The sequence below is a fragment of the Hydromonas duriensis genome (genome assembly GCF_004363775.1).
Taxonomy (GTDB): Bacteria; Pseudomonadota; Gammaproteobacteria; order Burkholderiales; family Burkholderiaceae; genus Hydromonas; species Hydromonas duriensis.
The window spans coordinates 1-22,225 of the sequence record NZ_SNZE01000030.1 but is presented as its reverse complement, the minus strand read 5'-3'; the positions used below and the strand labels follow the sequence as shown (position 1 = coordinate 22,225).

Genomic DNA, 22,225 nt, shown 5'->3' with positions numbered 1-22,225 from the left:
GCAATGTTTGGAAAGCCCCTTTCCAAGAATTTGAGGAGCAATGTTTGGAAAGCCCCTTTCCAAGAATTTGAGGGCAATGTTTGGAAAGCCCCTTTCCAAGAATTTGAGGGCAATGTTTGGAAAGCCCCTTTCCAAGAATTTGAGGGCAATGTTTGGAAAGCCCCTTTCCAAGAATTTGAGGGCAATGTTTGGAAAGCCCCTTTCCATGAATTTGAGGACTGGTGTTTGGTAAGACTCTTAACAGGATTTTGAATAAGTTTTAGTTGTTTATTTCGTAGTTTGTTTATTAATAATTGGAGGCTGCATTATGGATGGGAAGAAAATCCCTGTCATTTTTAATACTGGCGAAGTTACATTTGTACCATCGATTGAGTCGTTTCATCGTTCGGGAAACTCTGCGTTTGCCGATGGCTATGACATGTACAAAGAAAGTGTCGAAGTCAACGCTATAAATCTTAAAACTAAGCGTACCGATGCTGAATTGATGCGCCTGAAAGAATACGAAGAACGCTATAAATTGTTGATGAGTCGTATCGGCTTCAAACTCAAAATGACTAAGAAAAAGCGTGAGAAATATAAATTGGATGACTTCGAAGTCATCGTTAAAGACGTTGAAGCCCCATCTTTGCCACGATTCTCAGCCCTTGAATCAAGTGGTCAGGATACGATTGAATTGCATACCCGTGAAGCTGGTCGATTGTTCATTGGTTTGCCGCGTAATGAATCAAGCAAGGGTGTTGGCTTCCCTGGCATGAAAGCGACATCAAATAGCTTTCGCACCATGTTTCTCAGAACCCATGATGACAATCCGTATGTTGATTTCAGCTTAATCCAGTCTGAAATGGATTTGAATAACCTGCATAGAATGATTAAACAAGAAAATGCAAACTTGGTGAATCGACTTAAAAACAATGCCAAGGATGGATTGAACGTCAACATCCTTGAAAACAAACAGCCCATTAAATTTACGGTCAGTTTTAAGAATCCCTACGGTTTTTTGTTGAGCCGATTGTTGTTGGATTTTGATCGCTTTGCTCGACTTGTATACACGCTTGAGAATTGCTCAGTATTCAGTCAAATCGATAGTAAGTATCGATTACAAAACATGCGCAAGGAAGTGGTCGGCTTCTATAACAAAGTCTTTGACCGTAAGCACACGATTTTGCATGAATCAATTGAATCCATTCGTCGCAGTGATTGGTTAAGCGAAGACATCAAGCCTGAACGTAAAGCCAATTTGGAGCAAGTGGTATCTGTCATGGGTACGGTTCCTACAGAGGTTTTGATTTGTGAAATCGAACCAAAACATACTCGTAGACGGAAGTATAGCTATACGTCAGATGTGGTTGAGCAGTTGAAAAGTCAAAATAATAAGTACTTGGGTATCGTAGAAGAAAGTGATGTATGGAAATGAATCTAAATAAGAACATGGAGGATTGGTTGTACAAAGATCACAGTGGCGTATTGATGTTTGTAGAACGTAATTTTGATGAGGTAAATAGTAGAAACCAAAAAGGATTAAACAAAAGCCTTTTAAGGGTAAGGGGGCGTGAACTGGTGCTGCAAGAACTGAGCGAAGCCATCGAACACCAAAAAACATTGGGTTTTGCGACGGCTGAGTTCGTTGATTATGTTCGGTTTTTGATGGATGAGCAATCTCATCCATTTACGATGAGACAAGACAATAAAGCGTCAAATCAGTTGAATACTTTAATCGATGTTTGCCCTGCTATTTCTGAATCAGGAATCATCACCTTGAATTGGATGAAGAAGCGTCCAGCCAAAATGATGCGATTCAAAGCGGTGTTGTCATACATTGAGCAATTGAATGTGTCTTTGGATGTCAAATGGAGATTCATTTTAATTGAACACCAAAGAATTATGGCTCAACGATTGCTTATGGAAGCACGTCAGAGAGTTGTCACATTGGGCAGAGAGCTTTCAGATGTAATGGACATTCCACAGTACCCAATGAAACCTGATTGTATCGAGTACTTGTAATGACACATAAACGCTGTTCTATCCAAATCGATAATCACCGTGTTTCATCCAATGAGCAGGATGGGTATTACTTGGTGCATTGCTGTGTTGATGGCGGCGTATGTCACAACAATTGCGGCGCAGGCTGCTTCAGAAAACAGTGTTGCGTGCCTTTGAGTGTGGCAGGTCATTTTTTAGATGATGACTGGCAGCCAATTAAAGCAACAACACATACATGATTTTTAACCGTCAACTCTGTTGACACTTTTAGGAGGTTCAAATGGCAGCATTAAACAAAGCTCAGGTGATGGGTAACGTGGGTCAAGACCCCCGTATTGCACACACTAAGGATGGCACGGTCGTGGCGCAGATTTCTGTCGCAACTTCGTCTAAGTACAAGGACGAAACATACACAGAGTGGCATCGAGTCAGTGCTTTCGGCCGTCGCGCTGAAATCATCGCCGAATTTGTGAAGAAAGGCGATCCAATCTTTGTGGAGGGTCCAATGCGCACTCACAAGTGGGTCGATGACAAAGGTATTGAGCGTTATACAACGGAGGTCATCGCAAACAATATTCAGTTATTGGCTTCTAAACCGAAAGACAAAGACTGGGCAGATTCTGTGGCCAATGGTATTCCACCTCACCTTAAAGACAATGGCACTGAAGCGCCTCCATTGGATGACATTCCAATGGATGAATTAGATGACATTCCATATTAAGTCAAGGTGTGATGAGGTGCTCAAGTGTTTGAGCACCCTTGCAAGAAATCAACATTCATTTTTTAGGGTTTAGTTATGGATTATAAGTATTTTATTATCGACGCAATAGTAACGCTTGCGATTGTTTTCTTTGCCAACACGAATGTTCTCACAGGTATGTTTGCGTTGACTAGAGTATTAGAAATATTAGTTGTAGTCATGGTGTCTATTGCTGGACTTGTATATATAGGATACAGAATTAATGACGTGTATAAGTCAAAAACAAAAGCATCAAATGAGGAAGTTGCTGCTAAAGCAATAACCTGTCCTTTGATTAATGACGAGCTTAAAAAATCAAGTGAACCTATGACGCTTAAAGCCCTAGAAAATTTGGTCAAGCAATGTGAGAAATCTCAGAGTCCTCAACAGTAGGATTGTGTCAAGAAGTGATGTGGTGCTCATGTATTTGGGCAGCCTTTCAAGAAAACAACAATCATTTTTTAGGGTTTGAGTTATGGATTACAAGTTTTTTATTTTCAACGCAATAGTAATTATTACTATTTTTATATTTTATAAAACGCCTTTTGTACAAAAGTACGGTATGTCAAGCTTTATTGAACTGACTTTGGCTATTGAAATATTTGTTGTCATGTTGGTTTTTATTGCTGTTTTTTTATTTATCGGATTCAGAGTTAATGACATGTATAAGTCACAAAAGATTGCTTCAAATAAGGAGGTAGCTGCTAAAGCGATAGCCTGCCCCTCTATTAATGACGAGCTTATAAAGTCAAGCGAGCCACTGACGCTTAAAGCCCTAGAAGATTTGGTCAACCAATATTGTGTCAAGAAGTGATCTGGTGCTCATGTGTTTGGGCATCCCTGAAAAAATTGAAATTTTTTGAAACTGGATTTAAGGGATTGATATGTTACGTTTTATGGTTTTTTTGACGGTATTGCTCAATGTATTGCTTTATATAGCAGATTATAAATTTCAGGCTGGCTTAGTGTTCGCGACTATAGCTGCTTTTGCTGCAATGTATGTCTGTCGTGGATTTATGCATATTGCGACGACTGCTGTAGTTTTATTCATGGTCTTTTGCCATAACCAAGTGGAGCTTTTTGCAATGGCATTTAGTCAAGGGCCTGAAAGCATGGCGATAGAGTTTACAAATATGCGAAGAATAATTGAGATTCTTCAAGTTCTCACGTTGTGCTATCTGAATCTTTACACAATCGGGGCTGTATTCATGTTGTATGAAAAGTTCAGCAAATCGAAAGCAAACAACGCGGATGGTAAAGCGTAAGTAGTGCTATTTAAAACCAGCTAATTTAAGGAATTGAAATGTTACTTGTACTCATGATTTTTGTGCCGATTTTTTTGACTGGTTTAAATTATATATTAGGGATTGATTTTCCAATGTATATCTTTTTCGCGATTTTTGGTGGATTCGTTGGAGTGCATTACGGCCAAATAGGGCACCGTCGATTTTATAAACATCTATGTGTTTTGATGATTTTGCTAATTCTTGCCATTGCGACTTGGCCCATCCAAATGGAGTTGTTTGAGATTGCGCGGAGCAAAGGAGCTGAGAACAACATCCTGATAGATTTTTCAACCATGCAAAAAATTATCGAGGTGCTTTATTTTTTCTCATCCTTTTATGGGCCGCTTTTGTTGATTTGGTCGGGGTTCATTTTGGTAGACCATCTTGAAAAGAAGAATGCAAACAACACGGATGATGAAGCGTAAGGAGTGCTTTGATGGGTATAGAGAATGTTTTAGGTAAAGGTGCTGCAATACTGTTCGTGTTGCTAATGTTCAGCATCCATTATAAAGATGAAGTCCAAGTAACTTTGAAGTCAAATAACAAAGATATATGGGGACTTGTCGCTATACCACTTTTTTTAACTGTTTCAACAGGGATGCTGCTGTGGTTTTTGGTACTGGCAAATGAATTTAATATTGTTTACGACTGGGTGCCTGACAAAAGTTCATACATCTTAGAACTTTATCCTGTAATTGTTTTGGCTTTCTTTATGTTGTCTTTAGCTTTGCCTATCACCTGCGGAAGAATTTATGGGGCTGTTTTACGTCTCAACAAGAATCGAAATGAAACTAATCGGGATACCCAATGATAAAGCTAACAATCAACCAACTTATTAAAAGCAACCTCAAATTATTGGTGCAAATACTGGGGTATTACGCAACGTTGTATGTGTTCAGTGTTGTGTTGGTGACACTGGTTATTCCATCCGCTTGGTTCAATCGTGTGTTGATGTCAGCACTTGGCCAGATTGATGCTGTGTTACGTTTGATTTTGATTTAAGGATTGATGCGATGAGATTGTTTTTATGCGAGAAACCGAGTCAAGCCAAAGAATTGGCCGCTGTGGTGTTGGGTAAATCAGCCAAACGTGGCAATGGATGCTTGGAGGCAGGTGATGATTGCATTACTTGGGCATATGGACACCTATTAAAGTTGGCCATGCCCGATTTATACGATGAACGATTGCGTTCGTTCTCTAACATTGAGGCTTTGCCCATCATCCCGAAACGCTACTTAAAAGTCGAATCCGATGGTGCAAAAGACCAATTGAATAACATCAAGGGTTTGTTTCGCCGAGCCAGCGAGGTGGTGATTGCGACCGATGCCGACCGTGAGGGTGAACTGATTGGCCGTGAGCTGGTTGAATACTTCAATTACAAGGGTAAGGTTAGCCGTGTTTGGTTACAGGGGTTAGATAAGGTTAGTATCGAAGCGGCACTCAAATCCATCGCGCCCGCGAGTAAAACCGAGGGGTTGTACAGTGCAGGTAAAGCCCGTGAACAGGCAGATTGGCTCTATGGCATGAATCTGTCACGGATATATACGCAACTGTATGGCGATAAGCGTGCAAAAGGCAAGGATGGCACGATTTCTGTCGGTCGAGTACAAACGCCGACGTTGGCGTTGGTGGTGGCGCGTGATAATGCAATTGATACGTTTGTGAGTAAGACCCACTACCATTTGAAAGGTGTGTTTCAGCACGCCAATGGATCGATAGACACCCAATATGTGTTGCCTAAGTCATGTTTGGATGCCGATGGTCATTGTGTCGACAAAAAGCTGTTGCAGGCTGTGGCCACAAAGGTGGAGCAAGCCACGGGACACATTGATGGCTTAATCGTTGAGACCAAATCTGAACCCGCTCCCCTGCCCTATGATTTATCTACCTTGCAGAAGGAAGCGTCAAAGCGTTTAAAAGTTTCTGTCAAAAAGGTGCTTGATATTGCGCAAGCACTGTATGAGACGCACAAAATTCTGAGTTATCCGCGTACCGATTGCCGTTACTTGCCGACCAGTCAAATGGCTTTGGTCGAAAACACGGTGAGTGCGATGGCTTCTATGGATCCGTCATTGAACGATGTGCTGCCGTTTTTGAATCTAAAACATCAGGGGCGTGCCTGGAATGATGCGCAAGTGGCTAAAAGCTCGCATCACGGCATTATTCCGACTTCATTTGCAATTGATTTGTCGCTACTAAAGCATGATGAACGTGTGGTGTATGAGATGGTGAAACAGCGGTATTTGATGCAATTTGCTTCTGATTATGAGTTTGAGCGCACTGAGTTGAGCATTGACTGTGAGGGCGAATCATTCAGGGCCTTTGGGAATGTTGAGCGATTTAAAGGCTGGAAAGGCTTATTTGCGATGGATGACGATAATGATGCAGATAACCCTAAAGTTAAGTTGCCGATTGTGGCCGAGGGTGACAAGGTGACATGTGTATCAACGGATGTCGGTTCAATTGTGACTAAACCGCCATTGCGTTATACCGAGGACACCTTATTAACGGCTATGGAGTCCGTTGCCAACTTGGTGGTGGATCCGCAAATGAAAAAGGTGTTGCGTGACAGTAAAGGCATTGGTACCCCTGCTACTCGTGCGGCGACTATTGAGAAACTGATTGATATTCAGATGATTGAAAAGACGCGCAACAAGATTGTGTCGACTGAAAAAGGTCGTCATTTGATTGCGAAGTTGCCTGAAGCGATTACCAGTCCTGTGATGACGGCCGTTTGGGAAAACACCCTGGATCAAATGGCTAGAGGTTTGGTGTCTGAGTCTCAATTCATGGAGCTTCAACATCAATTTGTGACGCAGTTGGTCGAAGCGGGTAAGCAACAAATCAAGGAGCGGTCGAATGCCTCGTAAATCATCAACAGGCCAAAGTGCTTTAGATGGTGCAAGTGTTACGGATGCAGGTAAGCAAAAGGTGCAGTCTCATCCGCGACCGAGTATTCGACACCTCGAGGTAGCGCTGGCTAAAAAGAAGCAAAAGCAGGCTAAGTATGCGGCTCCCAGTGCGCCGCACTTAACAACCTAGTTCAACATAGTGGAGTGTTTCATGGATCAGAAGAACTTAGACATCATCACCAATTGGGTCGTACTTCAGGACAGTATGGCCCAAATCAAGGACTCATTAGCAACCGTCTTTAAGGGGTTTAAAGCATTTCCCAAGTTAAAGGGTGTGTTTGCTGAATACGTTGAGCTTGCTTCAATAATCAATGTGTTACCCGCCCAATCAAGCGACGAGATGCCAAAGAATACGACTATTGAAGAATTGGCTCTGCTGAATGAACACTTGTTGCGAATCACCAAACACCTAAAAGTTGGGTTCTTACGGTACAAATCACTGGAGCAATACTCCGAGCAGGAGTTGGAAATCACTAAGCAGCTTACAAACGACGTGGTGGATATTGAAGTCTGTAAGCAGTGCTTTGAACGATTTAAGGTTGCTGAGTTAATTAATTAATGGAGTTTTACATGAATCAGAAGAACTTAAACATCATGACCAATTGTCCAGTTACCGCAGAAGAAACAGAAGACAGCCTAAAGAATATGAAAACACAAAAGGACATGAAGTGAACAGACGGGAATTTTTAATTGGTGCAGGCACAATGGCAGTCGGTGCGTGCGGTTTGCTTTTACCCGATGTGGCCGCTGCGCGTACTGATGATTTTTGGACTAAAGACCGCGTGCTGGACATACGACGTTCTCAAACGGGTGAGCGAGCGCGTATTCAGTTTTTTAAGGATGGCAATTACATTTCTGGTGCGTATCAACAGTTGTGTTACATGCTGCGCGATGTTGCTGACCGTAACGCTATGGTTAGCATGGATATTGGGTTGTTTAACCTGATTTGGGGCGCACAGGAATGGGCACGTATGGCGGGTATACCTGACCCCTACTACACCGCAAATTCGGGTTATCGCACACCTGCTCATAACGCTGCGACTGAAGGCGCGGCTCGCAATTCGTTACACATTAAAGGTCAAGCTGGGGACGGTAAGTTGAGAGGATTAGACCCGAATCGATTCGGGGCCATGTTGACGTATTACAAAGTCGGTGGCGTGGGTATTTATGATGGTTTTGTGCATGCAGATACTGGCCGCGTGCGCTATTGGCGAGGGGCTTGAGAATGCTGCGAAATTCATTTCTGCGCTCTGTTAAACGTCCATACAGTGAAATTGATGAAGGCATTTCAGGGCTTGTGAACACACTCAATGCAATTAAAGGGATTCAAACAATTGCATCGTGTCACGGGCACATTGACTGTCGACCACCGTATGTTAGTTTTACTGGCGCACTGTCAGTAGCACAGCAAATTGAAATTGTGCTACGAAATGACTCTGTGTCAACTAAACCATTGCTTGATGAGGTTTGGAGTGTAAATATCAACTTTTGGTACCCTGATATTACACAACTCATCTATACGATTCACTGCCCTAAATATGACAATGTAAGAGACAAAATGCTGTTCAAGCTCTATTACTTTGGTATGCGTCGAAGCTACGTGAATAACCAGTTAAGCAGGTTGAGTCAAATTATAAAGTCATACGTTGATTTAGCCGCATAAGCTCAACGGGCGAAAGCAATCTCATTCACAACACGCAAGTAGCCCACCCTTTTACGTTACCCACAATTTCTGTGGATAACCCATTGGATAAGATGGATTCAATTTGGTTTTATCCAAGCAAATCATAGATGTAACTTGTTTTGGTTAAATTTTAAGCAGTACTGTTTTTTTATTTTGGAATGTGATTTTATGGTGCAAAACCCTGTGATTTTGATTGCGGCCGATGTCGGTGGTGTGAGTACAAAGCCTTTGGATTTTATTCGCTGGCCAATCAACAAGGATGCGTTTGTTAAGCAACTACATGAGTTGGTTGAGGCAAACAGCTTGGGTTTGAGTGGTTTACTTTTGTGGGTATTGCCCAATAACTTAGCTCTGCGATACCTTGAGGTGTCCCCTACTCCAGCCCTATCAGATTGTCACAATGATGATGTCGACTTTTCGCTTGAAGTCTATCGTTTCATGAAACGGGCCTGTGCCACTTTGACGTTACCGTGTAACGTGGCCAAGGTTGTCGGCATTGAGGCAATTGAGCAGTGTTGGGAGGATTTAGATGCTGTGATGAAGTCGCTCGTACCAGGGAAAGTCCAACGCATCGATTTGAGGGTCTATGCGCGTCCAGTGAACCAACCGCCTGTTTCAAATTGGTCCAAGGAACAAGCACTTGAGTGGGTGAAGAATAACAACCGTTCAAGAAAATCAATTCAATCATTTTAAAATTCAATAGAGGTGCTTCATGTCAATTATTTTTCCATTCTTCACAATATTCTTTTCGCTTTTGTCGATGTTTCTTTGCTTTTTCGTAAGCTGGTCGATAACTGATGCCATTAAATATGGTTCTCGCGAAAATCGTATGTATTTCAAAAAGGTTGGTACAAATGTACTGAATTTACTATTTGCGGTCTCACTTGCTACCGTGTTTTATTTTTTATCTGACAGTCAGGATAAACGATACATAAAGGATGCAACACCACTTGAATTAAAAAAGGCTGCTGAACATTGTAAGCTCGTTGAAACAGCCTTGCAAAATGCGGTCAAACCGATAGGTGTGTATGAGCTGAAGTCGCTTGTTAATGATTGTGAATACAATAATTATCAATATGAAGAACGTCTGCGCTTGCAACGTGAAGGCTTTCAAATGAAATAACATCTTGAAATAATTCATTCATGCGATTGAATGAAAAAGACTCAAAGCCGATCAACTTTGAGTCTTTTAATTGGAGCAAATGCGTTCAATAATAGGGAGGAATTGAACGTTGATAGTTTTTCACTAATGGTGCACATTGTCAATCAGTTTTTGAATATTTTTGTGAAAATATGAATCAATTGGTTTATACGGGGAACAAGAATATCGCCATTCTAACCCCACCCAAAAACTTATAGGAGTCTTGCGATGAATGACCTTATTACTGACACTCATAAAATAACGGCTGTTGTGCCTGGCCAAACAGAACGGGACCTACTAAAAAGCGTATACGGTTCAAATCGTCCGATGTATGGCGATTTGGTTTTGGATACCAAGAATAACGTTTTGTATGCGGTGCTTGGCAATTCCCTGCAAGACAACAATAAGACCATTTGGTGTGTTTCTTGGGACGAAAACGCCCCTCATTACGGTGCACGGGGTTATCCCCTCGTCAAGAATTTGGAGTTCAAAGAAACCCTTGATACGCACGTTCTTGTCGACAAAATGACGGCCTTTGCAAAAGCTGGCCATGCGCATGCAATGTTTTGGTTGGGCTGGTGGTATGAGGGGGTAAACCATCCTAAATCGACATGGTATTACATTGCATCGATGCGAGCTGACAATGAAGAACATCGGTGGGTCTTTGAACGCCTCTATGGTGACACGCATTACGGTGCAATGTGCGAGAACGTCGAGTACCCGTCACTTGAATACTTGTCGGAAATTTCAGAGTTCAATGACTTTAAAGTGTCGTTAAATTGGTCAGAAGCCATTGAGAAAGCGGAGGCGGCCATTCATAAGCCAGCTACTGAAGAACAGTATGCAGATGCGGCGGCCGCTTTGCAACAAAACCCAAACGCCAGCATAAGCGATATTTGTGAAAGCTTTGCAATCACTCAGCAGGGATTTAATGCGTATCGACATCAAACCAAACGAATTGTGAAAGTAACGAAAGCGCGATAAAGGCGTGCATTTTTGTGTCAATCTCCGAAAATTGCTCAAGTGTGTCATTTTTGGGCAATCTGTCAACCAAAATTACACCTGTTTTTGGACTTTTGTCAACCAAACTAACGAATTTATGATGGAACAATAGAAAGAAATGACAAACATAGAATGAGAGAAAAAAGTCTTCCATCCCTTTGGTTTTCATCTATATGAAAACAAAGTGAATTTTTTTAAAATGGAAGACTTTTGATAATTTAGAGAGAATTTCTTCCACTTTATCAGCCAGCATCCGTCATTTCTTAAGCAAGATATAGACAAGGTGTAACTTACAACGATAATTGCAACTAGAGCAGGTAAAAACCCATAAAACAATATTAATAATTGCAACTGAGGGCTTGAATGTTCAGAAAGCACATCGCTAAATGCAACTGGGTTGTTTAATTAGGTCTTCTTAATAAACCTGATTTTACAATTCCCCAAACTCTACAAAACGGTTGATCGTGTGCCAAAGAAATGCGGTTGAGTGTGTCGGTCAGATGCGCTTTTCAGCCACAGGGTATAACGAATGTGTAAACAGTCAAATCATTTAATATAAATTAAATTAATGACGACGCTAAAACCAATTTACCTTTAAAATATAACAATTAACAATTAGTTTCAGGTTTTATAGAGCAATCAGGCACTTACAAAACTAATCGAAACAAAATTAAAGGGAGCGGCTTTATGGCGTATCCAGTCTCAAAAGTAGGCGACACCTCCGACCACGGCGGTGCGATTGTGACGGGTTCAAGTTTATTTCAAGTCAATGGTGTCCCTGTTGCCCGTATTGGCGACATACTCGCCTGCCCCACTCATGGCAACAATCCGATTGAGAGCAGTTTAGCGGCTCATGCACAGGATGAGGGCAAACAGCTCGCGCACATCGGTTCTAAAACCCAATGCGGGGCCACCATCACCACAGGCGATGCCAGTTTCATGGTTGAGTAACACGCTCACCCCGCCGTCACAGACTATCCATTTATCACACAATTAGAGAACCCCTATGAATCCACTGGACTTATTTGGTCGTCATCGTAACCTTGCCTTTACCTCCACCGCCGTACCTCAAATCATCGAGGGCATCCATAGTTTAGAAGTCGTCAAAGTTGAGGGTTACGAAACGCTCGACATGGATTCGGACAGCATCTTTGAATACAAGATTCTACTCAAAACCCCTGCTGAACTATCGGTCATCCCTGCCGAAGTGCTTTTACAGTCATTTGACCTTGCCAACTTCACAGGTAAAACCGCCACTTTACATATTGCTTTAGACGATGTGCGCGTGGCGGGCATGGGCAATGTCCGTCAAATCACGGGGGTGATTGCCACGGCACAATTTAAGCGTGTCGCCGAACGCGCCTTGCACTTTGAAATCGTGCTTAAAGACTGGTTATGGTTGGGTACAAAGAACAAAGACTACCTCATTCACCAAAACCAAACCGTTGTTCAAACACTTCAAGACACCCTCAACGACAACAAGACATTCCCGTATATGTTCGATGTCAGATTGAACAATCACTATCCCATCCGTGACATATGTGTGCGGATGGCGGAGGATTCCACCTCATTCGTCAAACGCTTGTGCCAAGAATACGGGATTAACCTGCATTATGAGTGTTTTAACGAAACCGCTCGCTTAGTCCTATCAGACGACAACAATGCCTTTAAACCCTACCCCAGCCCTGCGTATCACAGCATCCGATACCACGGCGACCCTGACTTTATAGACGAAGAACACTGGCACACCTTTAGCCCCAGTCGCAGTCTTACAACAGCCACGGTGACCTACCGCGACCACAGCTATGTGGCACCCGATGCGACCAACGAAGCGAGCCACAGCGACCCCGCCCGCACCCGCGACAACACACAAGTCAATCACGCCAACGCCGAACAATACCATTACCACACCAACGCCTTTACCAACACCGTGCAACCACGGGCAGGCGCAGAAGAAGCGAATGACCCTTTTGCAGAGGGGCAAGTGTTTACAATGGCACACTTGCAAAGCCTCAAACAACACGATGACCGTGCCACGGCTGCGGGCAATGTACGTGCCGCCGTGGTCGGTTGCAGTTTTAAACTCATCAATCACCCGATGGCGCAAGCCAACATTGATTACGTCGTTGTGTCCGCTCGTTTGTTGATTGAGGAAGTCGCCAGCGAAACCCAGCGCATGAATGACGCGCAACAATGGGCAGTCGACACCACCGTCACCCTCCAACCCGCCACCATCCCACTTCGACCCAAACGGACATTAGAAAAGCCTCGCATTCACGGTGTTGAAATCGGTCGTGTGGTCGGCTACAAAGGCGATTCTTCGGTGTGGACAGACGACCTCGGTCGCATCCGTATAGCCATGCCGTGGCATCGCAACGATCCGATGGATGAAACCTCCACCTGCTGGGTGCGGGTATCGAGCAACGCCGCAGGCAACCAACAAGGCAGCATCCACCTGCCCCGCATTGGCGATGAATGCCTCATTAGCTACATCGGTGGCGACCCCGATTTGCCTGTATGTACAGGCATTGTCTACAACAGCACCCACATGCCGCCGTGGACATTGCCCAAGAATCAAGCCTTGAGCGGCTACCGCAGTCGAGAACTTAAACCTGGCAACCAAGCCGATGGTTTATCGAATCACCTTGTGCTCGATGACAGCGTGGATTCGATTCAAACGCAACTGGTCTCTGAGTTTGCGCAAAGTAGCTTGAGCCTTGGCCGTATACGGGGCATCAGCGGCAACGAGGGTTTGGGTGCTCAACGGGGCAGTGGCTTTGCCCTAGAATCGAAAGACTGGGGCGTGATGCGCAGTGCTAAGGGCATGTACGTCACCACCTACGCTCGCGACAATGTGAGCAACCCGATTAAAAGCATGGGTGAAACCATTGCGCAACTGACGCGCAGTGTACAACAACACAAAAACACCACCGATTCGGCGATTGAACACAAGGCGTATGACCAATCGATTGACAATGCCACACAAGCCGCATTGAAACAACAGCTTGATGGCATTAAGGGGGGCGGTAAGGGCGAAGATGAACAATTCCCCGAACTGTCCGAAGCGCATATTCTCGTGTCTTCACCTGTCGGCGTTGAAATCATCACCGAACAAAGCACACACATCGCCAGCGGCCACAACACCGCCATGACCACAGGGGGTGAACTGTCATTCTCAGTAATCAAGCGTTTCTTTGCCTCAGTCGGTAGTGGCATCCGTTTGTTTGCACAAAGCAAAGGCATTTGGCTCACAAGCGCAAAAGACCCAATTCGCTTAGAGGCTCAAAGCGACAACATCGAGCTATATGCTGAACAGAACATCGATGCCAAAGGTAAACGCAAAATTATCCTGTCGGCGGGTGAGGAGTTGACTGTTGTTTGTAAAGGCAGCTACATCAAAATCGATGACAGCGGCGTTGAAATTGGCTCGCCTAAACAAATTAGATTCTATGCGCCTATTAGCGTGAGCGGCAATAAGAGTTTGGCACAAACATTTAATGAGATGCCTCAATCCAAGTTTGACCAAGAATTACACTTGGTGGGTGCTGGAAACAAATCGATTAAAGGCGTTGGTTTTGAAGTTGACCGTGCTGAACAAGGCAAGGTGAGTGGCAAAACAGATGGCGCAGGTAGCACCCTAAAGCAAAAAGCCCATTCATTGGGAGACTACGCCGTAAGAACTAAGGGAAAGGTTAAATAACAATGGTCACTGTTTACAAAGAAGATGACAAAGGTCGCTTGATTAATACAACAACCAATCGTGTTCACTTAGACACAACGTCAGAGGGTGGACAGCAAAGTGTAAATGTGCCCTACACCCCAGCACAAGATAAAAAACATTGTGAGGCGATGATACGCCCACACATTGTTCCAGTGATATTTATACCTGGCATTATGGGCAGCAATCTTAAAGCCAAAACCGCAGGACAGGACACTGAATTTAGAAAATATTTATGGCAGTCAGGTTGCATTGATAAAGCCCGTGCACAAGCCATCATCCAAGCGGCTGCCGCTGACAAGTCAGAAAAAGTTTGGCAGGTCAGTAGTTTACCAAGTTTGGCTTGGGGATTGATGTTTACGGGTGCGCCAGGTCGTCAGCAAATCTTAAGTCCAGAAATAACCGTGGTCGATTACATGCCCAACCTCAAAAAGTGTGAGGGGATATTTGATAAAGACCCGCAAATTGACTTGGCCGTTGCGTTGTCTCGGGGTTGGGGTTCGGTCAGCGCAACGGATTACTGGCCTGTCATGAAGTCCATCGAACTGGCATTGAACCGCTCGCCGATGGACATGTTGGAGGCTTTTGAGCTAATTAAAATTGAATTGGCACAAGACGAGCTGGCAATGGCTCAGGCCGAGTCAGGCAAAGAAACTGAGCAAGCAAAAGGCAATGAAAAGAAGGCAAAAAAGGATGCGCTCGCCAAGAAAGAATTATGGACCACTCTCAAAAAAGCAAATGATGCCGAAGCCCCTTTTAGTCCACTCAACCCAGTCAGTTTAGCAAAAGGCCTTTATGGGAAAGAGACCCCTACGAAACTCACTGCCGAGGAATTGACTAAATCAGCCCACTATCAGTTTCGCGTGTACGGTGGCGGCTACAACTGGCTTAACTCCAACTGGTACAGTGCCAATGGTGGGATGCGTATTGTTGAAGCGGGTGTGAGTTATGCCACTGAGCCTGATTGTTTGACAGAAGTGGTGGATGCGATTTTAAAATCCATACAAGCCGAAGAAGACCCTGATTGTAAACAAGTCATATTGATAACCCATTCGATGGGTGGTTTAGTTGCACGTGCTTATCAGAAAAAGAACCCTGACAAGGTATTGGGTGTGATTCACGGCGCGATGCCCGCCATAGGTGCCGCCGCCATGTACAAACGGATGCGGTCAGGGTTTGGAGGGGTTGAAACACCGAGCGCACTCACCGCCCCCTTGGACTCGGCTATGAGCGGTGCCGTTGCCATGGTCTTGGGTGACACTGCGGACAAAGTATCGGTCGTGCTCGCGCACTCTGTCGGGGCTTTAGAGCTGGCGCCATCAGATACATACGGTGATGAAGACAGTAACTACAAACAATGGTTAAAAGTGTACGCAGAGCCTTCGGGACGACACAGCGGCACGGAGGAGCTGTTGGCGTTGCCGACAAAGAGTCCTTATGAAGACATTTATGCCAGCGATGCCTGGTATGGTTTAATCCCCTATGTTGAAAAAGAGAATCCCAGCGAATTACAAAACAATCGAGTTGACCCCAACGGGACGTTTAATTACAAGGATGTTGAGACAGGTAAAATCAAAGGTGATTTAGCGTATTTTTATGACAATGTGTTACAAGCTAAAAAATACCACACGGAATACGTCACGGTCTCAACCTATCATCCCAATACCTTTGTACAGTGCATGGCGGGCACTTCGTTTGGCGAGAGAGCCTACAATCGGGTGGTGTGGCAGTCGAATGTGAACGTTACGAATTTGGCCGATACCAGTTGGCAGCTCGTCGATGACAATAAAACAGGATGGCTTAGGTTAAAGCACCTCAACACTGGAGCACAAGTTGAGCTGCTTGTGCAGCCCAAGTCAGAAACAGACTTTGGCGACGGGACTGTGCCCAAAGTGTCTGGACTTGCCCCAGCCAAGTATGTGCGCACCTTGTTTGAACAAAACGATGGACACACAGACCATCAAGCCTCATGGAAACCTGAGCATGCTCGTTTGTTTGCTATGTATGCCGCGATTAAAATTGTACAAACAGACCCTCGTGAAACCTAACCCCCACATGTGTTAATCAGTAAAGGAACAAAATGTTAAAAGTCATAAAAAAAGCCTGTTACCTATTCTTATTGATGGTTGTTCCATTTGCACTGATAGCATGTAACGCATTAGGAGAAAAAATATGCGGTGGCAGTTTAATTGCGTGTGCAATGTGAGTTATGAGCAATGTTCACTATATTTCATAAATGCTAAATTTAGAAAGGAGAATCATCATTAAACGATTCGATACCTTATGGTCTAAAACAGGTCGAGCATTAATGCGCCTGGTTGTCGCGGTCCCTCTATTCACACTGTCGGCTTGTCAAGCCAATACCACCACTGGAGCTGTTATGAATGCGTTTACCCCACAAACCCTGCCTTTTGCGTTCTATCAAATTGATGTTCCCAATGATATTGATTTAGACGCATCCATTACTCGAACAGGCTTTTGGGGTAACCGTTTCCATGCCTACCCCGTCAAATCTCAAGCTGAGTTTGAAACCATAGTCAAAAAACGTGCCAAACTATTTTATGACTATGTGATTCCGCCGAGTGCACTGGCTTTTCAAAAGAGAAATTATGCCGATGTGATGGAATCAAATAACGAACGACAAAAAGCCGCCTACAAAGACCTCGGCATGACCCGAGCATTGTATAAGCTGATTAAATTTGATGAGCAACGTTACTCTATCATTGCCACACATGAACGTGACCCCGATAGTTTCATGTTGAATGTTTATCGTCAGTATTATCTTTACGCGCCACAACTAGGCAAGTATATTACAACGGAGCAGGCGCGATTCTCGTCTCCCGATGCGCCTAATTCCGAAGAGCGCGGGCGCACTTTCCTCAACACGCAAATCGTATACACCAGCCCTGAAACTTTAAAGAACACGCATGCCATGGCAGTTGGGCCTGTGATGTGGCTTAAACCCGATGAGCACCCCGTTATCAATTACACCATGAAGTCGCCTCAAGCCAACATGGACATTAATCTCATTAGTGGTGGCGTGACCGATACGATGGCAGAAGTTAAAGCCGCTCAAAATCAAAAGCTGATTCAGATTAAGAGCGACAGTAGCGATCAGTCGGATGTGTTGTACAAACGTTCTCGTGATGTTTTACAGATGGCGGGACGCGAGGTCTGTGTGTTTGTACCAAAAAACGACATGAATATTCCACGTGCGTACTATTGGTGTAGCTGGGCAACCGCTGGCGAGAAGAATAACCTCATGCGCCCCGCGATTGAGTTGCAGGCATGGATTTATGTCAGTGAGCGGGAGGATGGCTACGCTAAAGCCTTGTGGGAACAGTTGGTAAATAGTCTCAAGTCACGAGGTGGCTTGGCTCAGAATGTGGCCAATCTCAGTGTAGGCGACCCGTGCCCGCAAACAGGGTTTTGGATGTGCGACCAACTCGGGGGTGAGCAAGGCATATTCTTGCGCAAGGGTGACCCCATGCCAGGGCAGAGTTTTAGTGCCGCCGAGCGCGAGAATATGAATTGGCGACTGATAAAGCCTGTGGCTTAAAATTTGTGTCGTTGGTGCGTATTTATGATTAATACGTTTGAAGTTTGAACCGTTTAAAATATTGAACAAAAAAAAACCCAGCCTAATGGGCTGGGTTGATAAATCATACAATTATGTTGATGGTGTTTCCGTAAAGAACTCAAACCGCAAAGCGGCTTCCATCCCACGTACCCATTCAACCAAGTTTGCTGGCCACAAACTTTCAGTCCAAAAGTCTGTTGCCACAACCTGACTGTTGTTGGGGTCTTCGTAGGCTTCGAGTATTGCTGCAAACGTCATGTCTTTTGGGTAAGAACTAAAGAAATGTTCCAACACAAAGCGTTCAGTTCGCGTTAATACGCCGTCCGTTGCATTCTTATTTAAACTCATGGTGCAATTTCTCCATCAATGAGGGATACACCATCCCCACAGGATTAATGTATCCCAGGGGTTAAAATCAGTGACCCATAAACCACAGTCCCGCAAACTTGCCAACTTGCGCAATTTTGCAAGTTTTGATTTTATGCCTGCAATCTACCCCATAATTCAATTTGAATTATGGGGTAGTTGCTCGGTGTGTCATCATTTCACTTATCAGTTCACTTATATTTTTCGTTGTTTATTTCCACAATGGCAACAAAATATGAAGTAAATCAAACAAAGTGATTGCAAATTCACGGCAGGCTCATTACAATTCAATTAATGATAGTCGAAGCAGGACAGTTTGTAGGGGTACAAACACCTGCTTGCAGTATGACATCTCCTATAGCACACTATCCACCGCAAGGTGGATTTTGTGTTTTTGGAGGGTAAAAATTAGAACGGTAACGGCACACGATGGTGCAAAGGCACTTTATGAGTGATTTGCGATTTTAGCTTTTGGTGATGCGATTTCAGTTTTTGCCGCAAGACCCACGAAATATCGGATATTGCAGATTCTACTAAACCGCTTTCATCATGGTCATAACCAAAAAATCCACCGCTCGACACATCCAACTCATCGCTGTGGTAACAGTAAACTGAACCATTGAGGTAGTTGGAGTACAGCTCTACCTCGTTCTTCAACATCAATTCAATTCGCTCAATATGTCGTGCTGTTAGGCGTTTGACACCCAGTTCTTGTCTTGCCTTGTCTTTGGTACAAAATATAAAACCAACTTGACCCGAATCCCACGAACAACCAAATGGACTCGTGCGCATTGACAAACCACTGTGATCCATCAAGTACAGTGGTAAGACAATCATATTTTGTTCAACCCAAGCCTGTGCGCGATCAAGACCTGCTCGGTTCAATTCGTCATTGTCACTATCAAGGTATTTACTTGAGAACTCAGACTTGATAAAACGCTCATAAGCTAAAACACTGAGATGATCCGTCATTGCTTCGCAATAATCGCTAATGGGTAATTGCTCATCACCCAATTTATAACGACGGTGCAAACAACTCATCGTACCCAAGTTGCTCCATTCGCGTGGCGACTCTGGCCAATCATCCTGTTGAACGACGATTGGGTAGGTTTTGCCCATCACCTGGACTTGTACAACTTCTGACATGGTTATCTCCATAATAAAATCGAGATACACCATGCCCAACGGGATGGTGTATCCCGTTGGGGTAAATGATTTAAGCATGAGTGCAGTACAGTTGAATGTACTAGACTCACAATTTGTTACGTCCGCCTGAATGCTAAGTGACACCTTAGCTAATGTAGCGCTCTAATAGTGGTTCATTTAAGTTGTCAATTTCAACAACTTCACTGTAGCATTCGAGCGGTTCAAAGCTTTCGTCAAGCATCGTGCAGTCGACTAACCAGCCCTTTGCTAGAGTGTAATGAGGAATTGCATAAACCGCTACTTTGCCATTGATTTCACGAGATTCTTTCAATGAATAAGTCAATCCTGCAATACAATTAAAAACTTTGGATGCCTCGAACAATGAAACTGATACGGATACTTCAAACATGGTATTTACTCAAGAATTCGCGAGACACACCATGCCCTTGCGGGATTGGCGTATCCCGCAGGGGTTAGTAAATTAAAATAAAACAAAGCCTAGACACTAGTTGTCCTTGTCCACCTCAAAATCCTCATCAGAATAGCCATGATAAGTTTTTAAGATGTTCTTAACATCCGCGTCTTCATCTTTATAGGTGACACAACCATCAGACCACTCGAACACGCCAGCAAACCAAGCCCCTTCTTCAACATAAATCAATTTGAAGGTGAGTTGTGGGTATTGCTCGGCCAGAGCCTCTATCATGGGGACAGGAGGACTCCAGGCTGTGTCAAATGAATATTCACGCTCATTGTCACAAGACCAATCGCAATCAAAGTGCATTGCGCCCCACTTGGTTCCCCAATGTTTGATGCGCCACTCATACCAATCAGTGTATCCATATTGCCTTTGGTTACGATACGAGTAATGACCCTCAAGCAAATATCGACGACCTTTAGGCGTTTGTTTGAGCAAACGTATAAAGTCATCAATGGAATGGAATCGCGGACAAGGCAATTCGAGAGCATCGGCATACTGATCTACCAGCATCAAACTGGGTAAATCCATGCCTTTAAACGATTGTGGATACAACAAGAAACGTGTCAGCTTTGTTACACCCAAAGCATCAATATTGAGCGATTTGGGCATGGGCACCACCTTATCAAAATCCAAAATCTGACAGTTTTCATTATGAATGCTGAACGTATTTTGGATCATGTTGTTGATGTCATGCTCTGCACCTTTAATCGACAATAAGTTTTGGCAATAATTAGGCATTAAATACTCCTAGACGATAAAACAACAGGCCAATGGTGCGGTTGCAACCCATTGGCCTTGATTGTTTACTTAAAATGAACTACTTGATCTGCTTAGCTTTACCACCATGCGTAGTAGTAAATCCGATGACCTTGTTCAATGAGCGACAAGGCTTGATTCACAAACTTCAAATCATCCTCGCGTTCACTGCCATCACTCTCTCCGAAGAAAAATCCCTCGGTTTCAGGTAGACGGTTCATTTCTATATCGACTTTTAATGCTTCCATATCCTTGCGATTTAAATGGAGCGAGTTTAAATTGAAATCAGGGTTTTGACCGCCCTTTTCTTTATACAACTGCTCCATCCAACCGTGCAAATTCGGATGCTTACGCCATACAAAAAACTCATCTGGCTCAGCACCGTCCTTAGTACCACCTTTGCCGTTAAAAACTTTTGCGTCAACTTCACTCAAGTCAGTAACCAGGTCGGCTTTAATGCTATGGGCGTACATATCAAGTCCCATGGTAAATCTCCTATAAAAAAAGCGAGATACACCATGTCCCTTGCGGGATGGGTGTATCCCGCAGGGGTTTAAAATCGCTCACGCATTCAGCCAAGACTGAACGCCCTTAGTCGAGGTGAGCACTAAGGGATTCTACAACTCAAGCGTCAGTGTCACAACATCAACACTAAGCCGCTTGACTGTCAGCCTTTTCAGCGACGTGTGCTCGCTCAATCAACATATCAAATGCCTTTTGAGCTTGCGCGGCCGCTAAAAAGATGGCCGTTTTGTCACGACGAAGAACCTCTAACCATGTGGCAATGTAACTGACATGATTAGACATATTCGTCGCATCTATACCAAGCGAACCACATACAAACGCAGAACCGATTTCAGCGACAAGCTCTTCAAACGCATATGCCTTGCTCCCAAACTTTCCAGAGAAGTCGCGTTTTAGACGACTTTCATGTCCTGTCCAGTGAACCAATTCGTGCATTGCCACGCTATAAAATGATTCAGCGCTTTTAAATTGGTTCCTTAGGGGTAAAACAATTGAGTCTGTCGACACCCTGTAGAATGCACGGTCGCTATAACGTTCCTCGTAACATGCGCCTGACCTCCGCAAAATGTCTTCTGCTGCTTGGATAGATTCAAACTCATGGGCAGGAGTCCTGGTCTGAACTTCAAATCCATCAAGCTGTTCAACATTAAAGACATGATGTCGATTGAGAATAGGAATGATTTTAGTATTCCCATCCTCAACACAATCTTCATCGAGCGACTCATCCTCAACCTCGATCGTCGAATAATGCACAATCACGGTAGCAGATTCACCGCTTTTAACGGGTGTTCCATTGGCCTTAGCTTGCTTGTACTGTTGTTGCTCGAGTAAAACTGACCATGAGTGCGCGTTGAAATTTGACCAGGCAGTTAAAGGCGCAAATTGGGTTGCACCTGTGGATAAGTTTAT

Annotated in this window: 28 protein-coding genes; 22 read left to right on the top strand and 6 right to left on the bottom strand. The window is 44.0% G+C overall.

The window, feature by feature from the left end; genetic code table 11:
- The 22 genes from DFR44_RS10145 to DFR44_RS10035 form a co-directional block, all read left to right on the top strand.
- The coding region (locus DFR44_RS10145; RefSeq protein ID WP_211336935.1) for a hypothetical protein at positions 1–252 on the top strand (252 nt) is incomplete at its 5' end.
- A 55-nt stretch (positions 253–307) separates the two neighbouring features.
- The gene (locus DFR44_RS10140; RefSeq protein ID WP_133621455.1) at positions 308–1,414 is read left to right on the top strand and encodes an AcaB family transcriptional regulator; all 1,107 of its coding nucleotides are present in this window, start codon (positions 308–310) and stop codon (positions 1,412–1,414) included.
- The gene (locus DFR44_RS10135; protein ID WP_133621454.1) at positions 1,405–2,001 is read left to right on the top strand and encodes a hypothetical protein; all 597 of its coding nucleotides are present in this window, start codon (positions 1,405–1,407) and stop codon (positions 1,999–2,001) included. The genes DFR44_RS10140 and DFR44_RS10135 overlap by 10 nt, the downstream gene beginning before the upstream one ends.
- 259 nt (positions 2,002–2,260) lie before the next feature.
- The gene (locus tag DFR44_RS10125) at positions 2,261–2,701 is read left to right on the top strand and encodes a single-stranded DNA-binding protein (protein WP_133621452.1); all 441 of its coding nucleotides are present in this window, start codon (positions 2,261–2,263) and stop codon (positions 2,699–2,701) included.
- A gap of 75 nt (positions 2,702–2,776) precedes the next feature.
- Complete coding sequence (locus DFR44_RS10120) at positions 2,777–3,112, top strand: hypothetical protein (protein WP_133621451.1); 336 nt, start codon at positions 2,777–2,779, stop codon at positions 3,110–3,112.
- An 82-nt stretch (positions 3,113–3,194) separates the two neighbouring features.
- Positions 3,195–3,533 (top strand): hypothetical protein, encoded by a 339-nt coding sequence (locus tag DFR44_RS10115; protein WP_133621450.1) that lies wholly within the window; start codon positions 3,195–3,197, stop codon positions 3,531–3,533.
- Positions 3,534–3,603: 70 nt separating this feature from the next.
- Complete coding sequence (locus DFR44_RS10110; protein WP_133621449.1) at positions 3,604–3,984, top strand: hypothetical protein; 381 nt, start codon at positions 3,604–3,606, stop codon at positions 3,982–3,984.
- Between the two features lie 53 nt (positions 3,985–4,037).
- A complete protein-coding gene (locus DFR44_RS10105; RefSeq protein ID WP_133621448.1) occupies positions 4,038–4,430 on the top strand; it encodes a hypothetical protein in 393 nt (130 codons plus the stop codon).
- Positions 4,431–4,441: 11 nt separating this feature from the next.
- Positions 4,442–4,816 (top strand): hypothetical protein, encoded by a 375-nt coding sequence (locus DFR44_RS10100; protein ID WP_133621447.1) that lies wholly within the window; start codon positions 4,442–4,444, stop codon positions 4,814–4,816.
- A complete protein-coding gene (locus DFR44_RS10095) occupies positions 4,813–5,007 on the top strand; it encodes a hypothetical protein (protein ID WP_133621446.1) in 195 nt (64 codons plus the stop codon). Before DFR44_RS10100 ends, DFR44_RS10095 begins: the two co-directional genes overlap by 4 nt.
- 11 nt (positions 5,008–5,018) lie before the next feature.
- Positions 5,019–6,875 (top strand): DNA topoisomerase 3, encoded by a 1,857-nt coding sequence (locus DFR44_RS10090; RefSeq protein ID WP_133621445.1) that lies wholly within the window; start codon positions 5,019–5,021, stop codon positions 6,873–6,875.
- Entirely contained in the window at positions 6,865–7,047 is a 183-nt protein-coding gene (locus DFR44_RS10085) for a hypothetical protein (RefSeq protein WP_133621444.1), read from the top strand. The genes DFR44_RS10090 and DFR44_RS10085 overlap by 11 nt, the downstream gene beginning before the upstream one ends.
- Positions 7,048–7,068: 21 nt before the next feature.
- On the top strand, positions 7,069–7,476 hold the full coding sequence (locus DFR44_RS10080) for a hypothetical protein (protein WP_133621443.1): 408 nt from the start codon (positions 7,069–7,071) through the stop codon (positions 7,474–7,476).
- 109 nt (positions 7,477–7,585) lie between these two features.
- Positions 7,586–8,140, top strand: a complete 555-nt coding sequence (locus DFR44_RS10075; protein ID WP_211336934.1) for a YcbK family protein — start codon at positions 7,586–7,588, stop codon at positions 8,138–8,140.
- A 2-nt stretch (positions 8,141–8,142) separates the two neighbouring features.
- Positions 8,143–8,580 (top strand): hypothetical protein, encoded by a 438-nt coding sequence (locus DFR44_RS10070; RefSeq protein WP_133621442.1) that lies wholly within the window; start codon positions 8,143–8,145, stop codon positions 8,578–8,580.
- Between the two features lie 189 nt (positions 8,581–8,769).
- On the top strand, positions 8,770–9,294 hold the full coding sequence (locus tag DFR44_RS10065) for a hypothetical protein (protein ID WP_133621441.1): 525 nt from the start codon (positions 8,770–8,772) through the stop codon (positions 9,292–9,294).
- Between the two features lie 19 nt (positions 9,295–9,313).
- A complete protein-coding gene (locus DFR44_RS10060) occupies positions 9,314–9,724 on the top strand; it encodes a hypothetical protein (RefSeq protein WP_133621440.1) in 411 nt (136 codons plus the stop codon).
- Between the two features lie 246 nt (positions 9,725–9,970).
- On the top strand, positions 9,971–10,726 hold the full coding sequence (locus DFR44_RS10055; protein WP_133621439.1) for a hypothetical protein: 756 nt from the start codon (positions 9,971–9,973) through the stop codon (positions 10,724–10,726).
- Between the two features lie 705 nt (positions 10,727–11,431).
- Entirely contained in the window at positions 11,432–11,695 is a 264-nt protein-coding gene (locus DFR44_RS10050; RefSeq protein ID WP_133621438.1) for a PAAR domain-containing protein, read from the top strand.
- A gap of 55 nt (positions 11,696–11,750) precedes the next feature.
- Positions 11,751–14,444, top strand: coding sequence for a type VI secretion system Vgr family protein (locus DFR44_RS10045; protein ID WP_133621437.1), 2,694 nt, complete (start codon positions 11,751–11,753; stop codon positions 14,442–14,444).
- Positions 14,445–14,446: 2 nt separating this feature from the next.
- The gene (locus tag DFR44_RS10040) at positions 14,447–16,510 is read left to right on the top strand and encodes a PGAP1-like alpha/beta domain-containing protein (protein WP_133621436.1); all 2,064 of its coding nucleotides are present in this window, start codon (positions 14,447–14,449) and stop codon (positions 16,508–16,510) included.
- A 332-nt stretch (positions 16,511–16,842) separates the two neighbouring features.
- Positions 16,843–18,021: a hypothetical protein gene (locus DFR44_RS10035; RefSeq protein ID WP_133621435.1), complete on the top strand. Its 1,179-nt coding sequence runs from the start codon at positions 16,843–16,845 to the stop codon at positions 18,019–18,021.
- Between the two features lie 111 nt (positions 18,022–18,132).
- Here the strand turns inward: DFR44_RS10035 and DFR44_RS10030 are convergent, their stop codons facing one another.
- The 6 genes from DFR44_RS10030 to DFR44_RS11470 form a co-directional block, all read right to left on the bottom strand.
- Complete coding sequence (locus DFR44_RS10030) at positions 18,133–18,390, bottom strand: hypothetical protein (protein ID WP_133621434.1); 258 nt, start codon at positions 18,388–18,390, stop codon at positions 18,133–18,135.
- Positions 18,391–18,816: 426 nt separating this feature from the next.
- On the bottom strand, positions 18,817–19,554 hold the full coding sequence (locus DFR44_RS10025; RefSeq protein ID WP_133621433.1) for a hypothetical protein: 738 nt from the start codon (positions 19,552–19,554) through the stop codon (positions 18,817–18,819).
- Positions 19,555–19,699: 145 nt separating this feature from the next.
- On the bottom strand, positions 19,700–19,963 hold the full coding sequence (locus DFR44_RS10020) for a hypothetical protein (RefSeq protein WP_133621432.1): 264 nt from the start codon (positions 19,961–19,963) through the stop codon (positions 19,700–19,702).
- A gap of 96 nt (positions 19,964–20,059) precedes the next feature.
- Positions 20,060–20,773, bottom strand: coding sequence for a DUF1281 family ferredoxin-like fold protein (locus tag DFR44_RS10015; protein WP_133621431.1), 714 nt, complete (start codon positions 20,771–20,773; stop codon positions 20,060–20,062).
- 98 nt (positions 20,774–20,871) lie between these two features.
- Positions 20,872–21,276, bottom strand: coding sequence for a phosphoglycerate kinase (locus DFR44_RS10010; protein ID WP_133621430.1), 405 nt, complete (start codon positions 21,274–21,276; stop codon positions 20,872–20,874).
- A 166-nt stretch (positions 21,277–21,442) separates the two neighbouring features.
- A partial coding sequence (locus tag DFR44_RS11470; RefSeq protein ID WP_162845246.1) for an ArdC family protein occupies positions 21,443–22,225 on the bottom strand: 783 nt, incomplete at its 5' end.

Coding starts and splice junctions, on each gene's coding strand:
- DFR44_RS10045 (WP_133621437.1), top strand. CDS start 11,751: ATGAATCCACTGGACTTATTTGGTCGTCATCGTAACCTTGCCTTTACC.
- DFR44_RS10055 (WP_133621439.1), top strand. CDS start 9,971: ATGAATGACCTTATTACTGACACTCATAAAATAACGGCTGTTGTGCCT.
- DFR44_RS10070 (WP_133621442.1), top strand. CDS start 8,143: ATGCTGCGAAATTCATTTCTGCGCTCTGTTAAACGTCCATACAGTGAA.
- DFR44_RS10025 (WP_133621433.1), bottom strand. CDS start 19,554: ATGTCAGAAGTTGTACAAGTCCAGGTGATGGGCAAAACCTACCCAATC.
- DFR44_RS10140 (WP_133621455.1), top strand. CDS start 308: ATGGATGGGAAGAAAATCCCTGTCATTTTTAATACTGGCGAAGTTACA.
- DFR44_RS10085 (WP_133621444.1), top strand. CDS start 6,865: ATGCCTCGTAAATCATCAACAGGCCAAAGTGCTTTAGATGGTGCAAGT.
- DFR44_RS10095 (WP_133621446.1), top strand. CDS start 4,813: ATGATAAAGCTAACAATCAACCAACTTATTAAAAGCAACCTCAAATTA.
- DFR44_RS10015 (WP_133621431.1), bottom strand. CDS start 20,773: ATGCCTAATTATTGCCAAAACTTATTGTCGATTAAAGGTGCAGAGCAT.
- DFR44_RS10135 (WP_133621454.1), top strand. CDS start 1,405: ATGGAAATGAATCTAAATAAGAACATGGAGGATTGGTTGTACAAAGAT.
- DFR44_RS10120 (WP_133621451.1), top strand. CDS start 2,777: ATGGATTATAAGTATTTTATTATCGACGCAATAGTAACGCTTGCGATT.
- DFR44_RS10065 (WP_133621441.1), top strand. CDS start 8,770: ATGGTGCAAAACCCTGTGATTTTGATTGCGGCCGATGTCGGTGGTGTG.
- DFR44_RS10110 (WP_133621449.1), top strand. CDS start 3,604: ATGTTACGTTTTATGGTTTTTTTGACGGTATTGCTCAATGTATTGCTT.
- DFR44_RS10060 (WP_133621440.1), top strand. CDS start 9,314: ATGTCAATTATTTTTCCATTCTTCACAATATTCTTTTCGCTTTTGTCG.
- DFR44_RS10080 (WP_133621443.1), top strand. CDS start 7,069: ATGGATCAGAAGAACTTAGACATCATCACCAATTGGGTCGTACTTCAG.
- DFR44_RS10125 (WP_133621452.1), top strand. CDS start 2,261: ATGGCAGCATTAAACAAAGCTCAGGTGATGGGTAACGTGGGTCAAGAC.
- DFR44_RS10030 (WP_133621434.1), bottom strand. CDS start 18,390: ATGAGTTTAAATAAGAATGCAACGGACGGCGTATTAACGCGAACTGAA.
- DFR44_RS10020 (WP_133621432.1), bottom strand. CDS start 19,963: ATGTTTGAAGTATCCGTATCAGTTTCATTGTTCGAGGCATCCAAAGTT.
- DFR44_RS10100 (WP_133621447.1), top strand. CDS start 4,442: ATGGGTATAGAGAATGTTTTAGGTAAAGGTGCTGCAATACTGTTCGTG.
- DFR44_RS10115 (WP_133621450.1), top strand. CDS start 3,195: ATGGATTACAAGTTTTTTATTTTCAACGCAATAGTAATTATTACTATT.
- DFR44_RS10040 (WP_133621436.1), top strand. CDS start 14,447: ATGGTCACTGTTTACAAAGAAGATGACAAAGGTCGCTTGATTAATACA.
- DFR44_RS10105 (WP_133621448.1), top strand. CDS start 4,038: ATGATTTTTGTGCCGATTTTTTTGACTGGTTTAAATTATATATTAGGG.
- DFR44_RS10050 (WP_133621438.1), top strand. CDS start 11,432: ATGGCGTATCCAGTCTCAAAAGTAGGCGACACCTCCGACCACGGCGGT.
- DFR44_RS10035 (WP_133621435.1), top strand. CDS start 16,843: ATGAATGCGTTTACCCCACAAACCCTGCCTTTTGCGTTCTATCAAATT.
- DFR44_RS10010 (WP_133621430.1), bottom strand. CDS start 21,276: ATGGGACTTGATATGTACGCCCATAGCATTAAAGCCGACCTGGTTACT.
- DFR44_RS10090 (WP_133621445.1), top strand. CDS start 5,019: ATGAGATTGTTTTTATGCGAGAAACCGAGTCAAGCCAAAGAATTGGCC.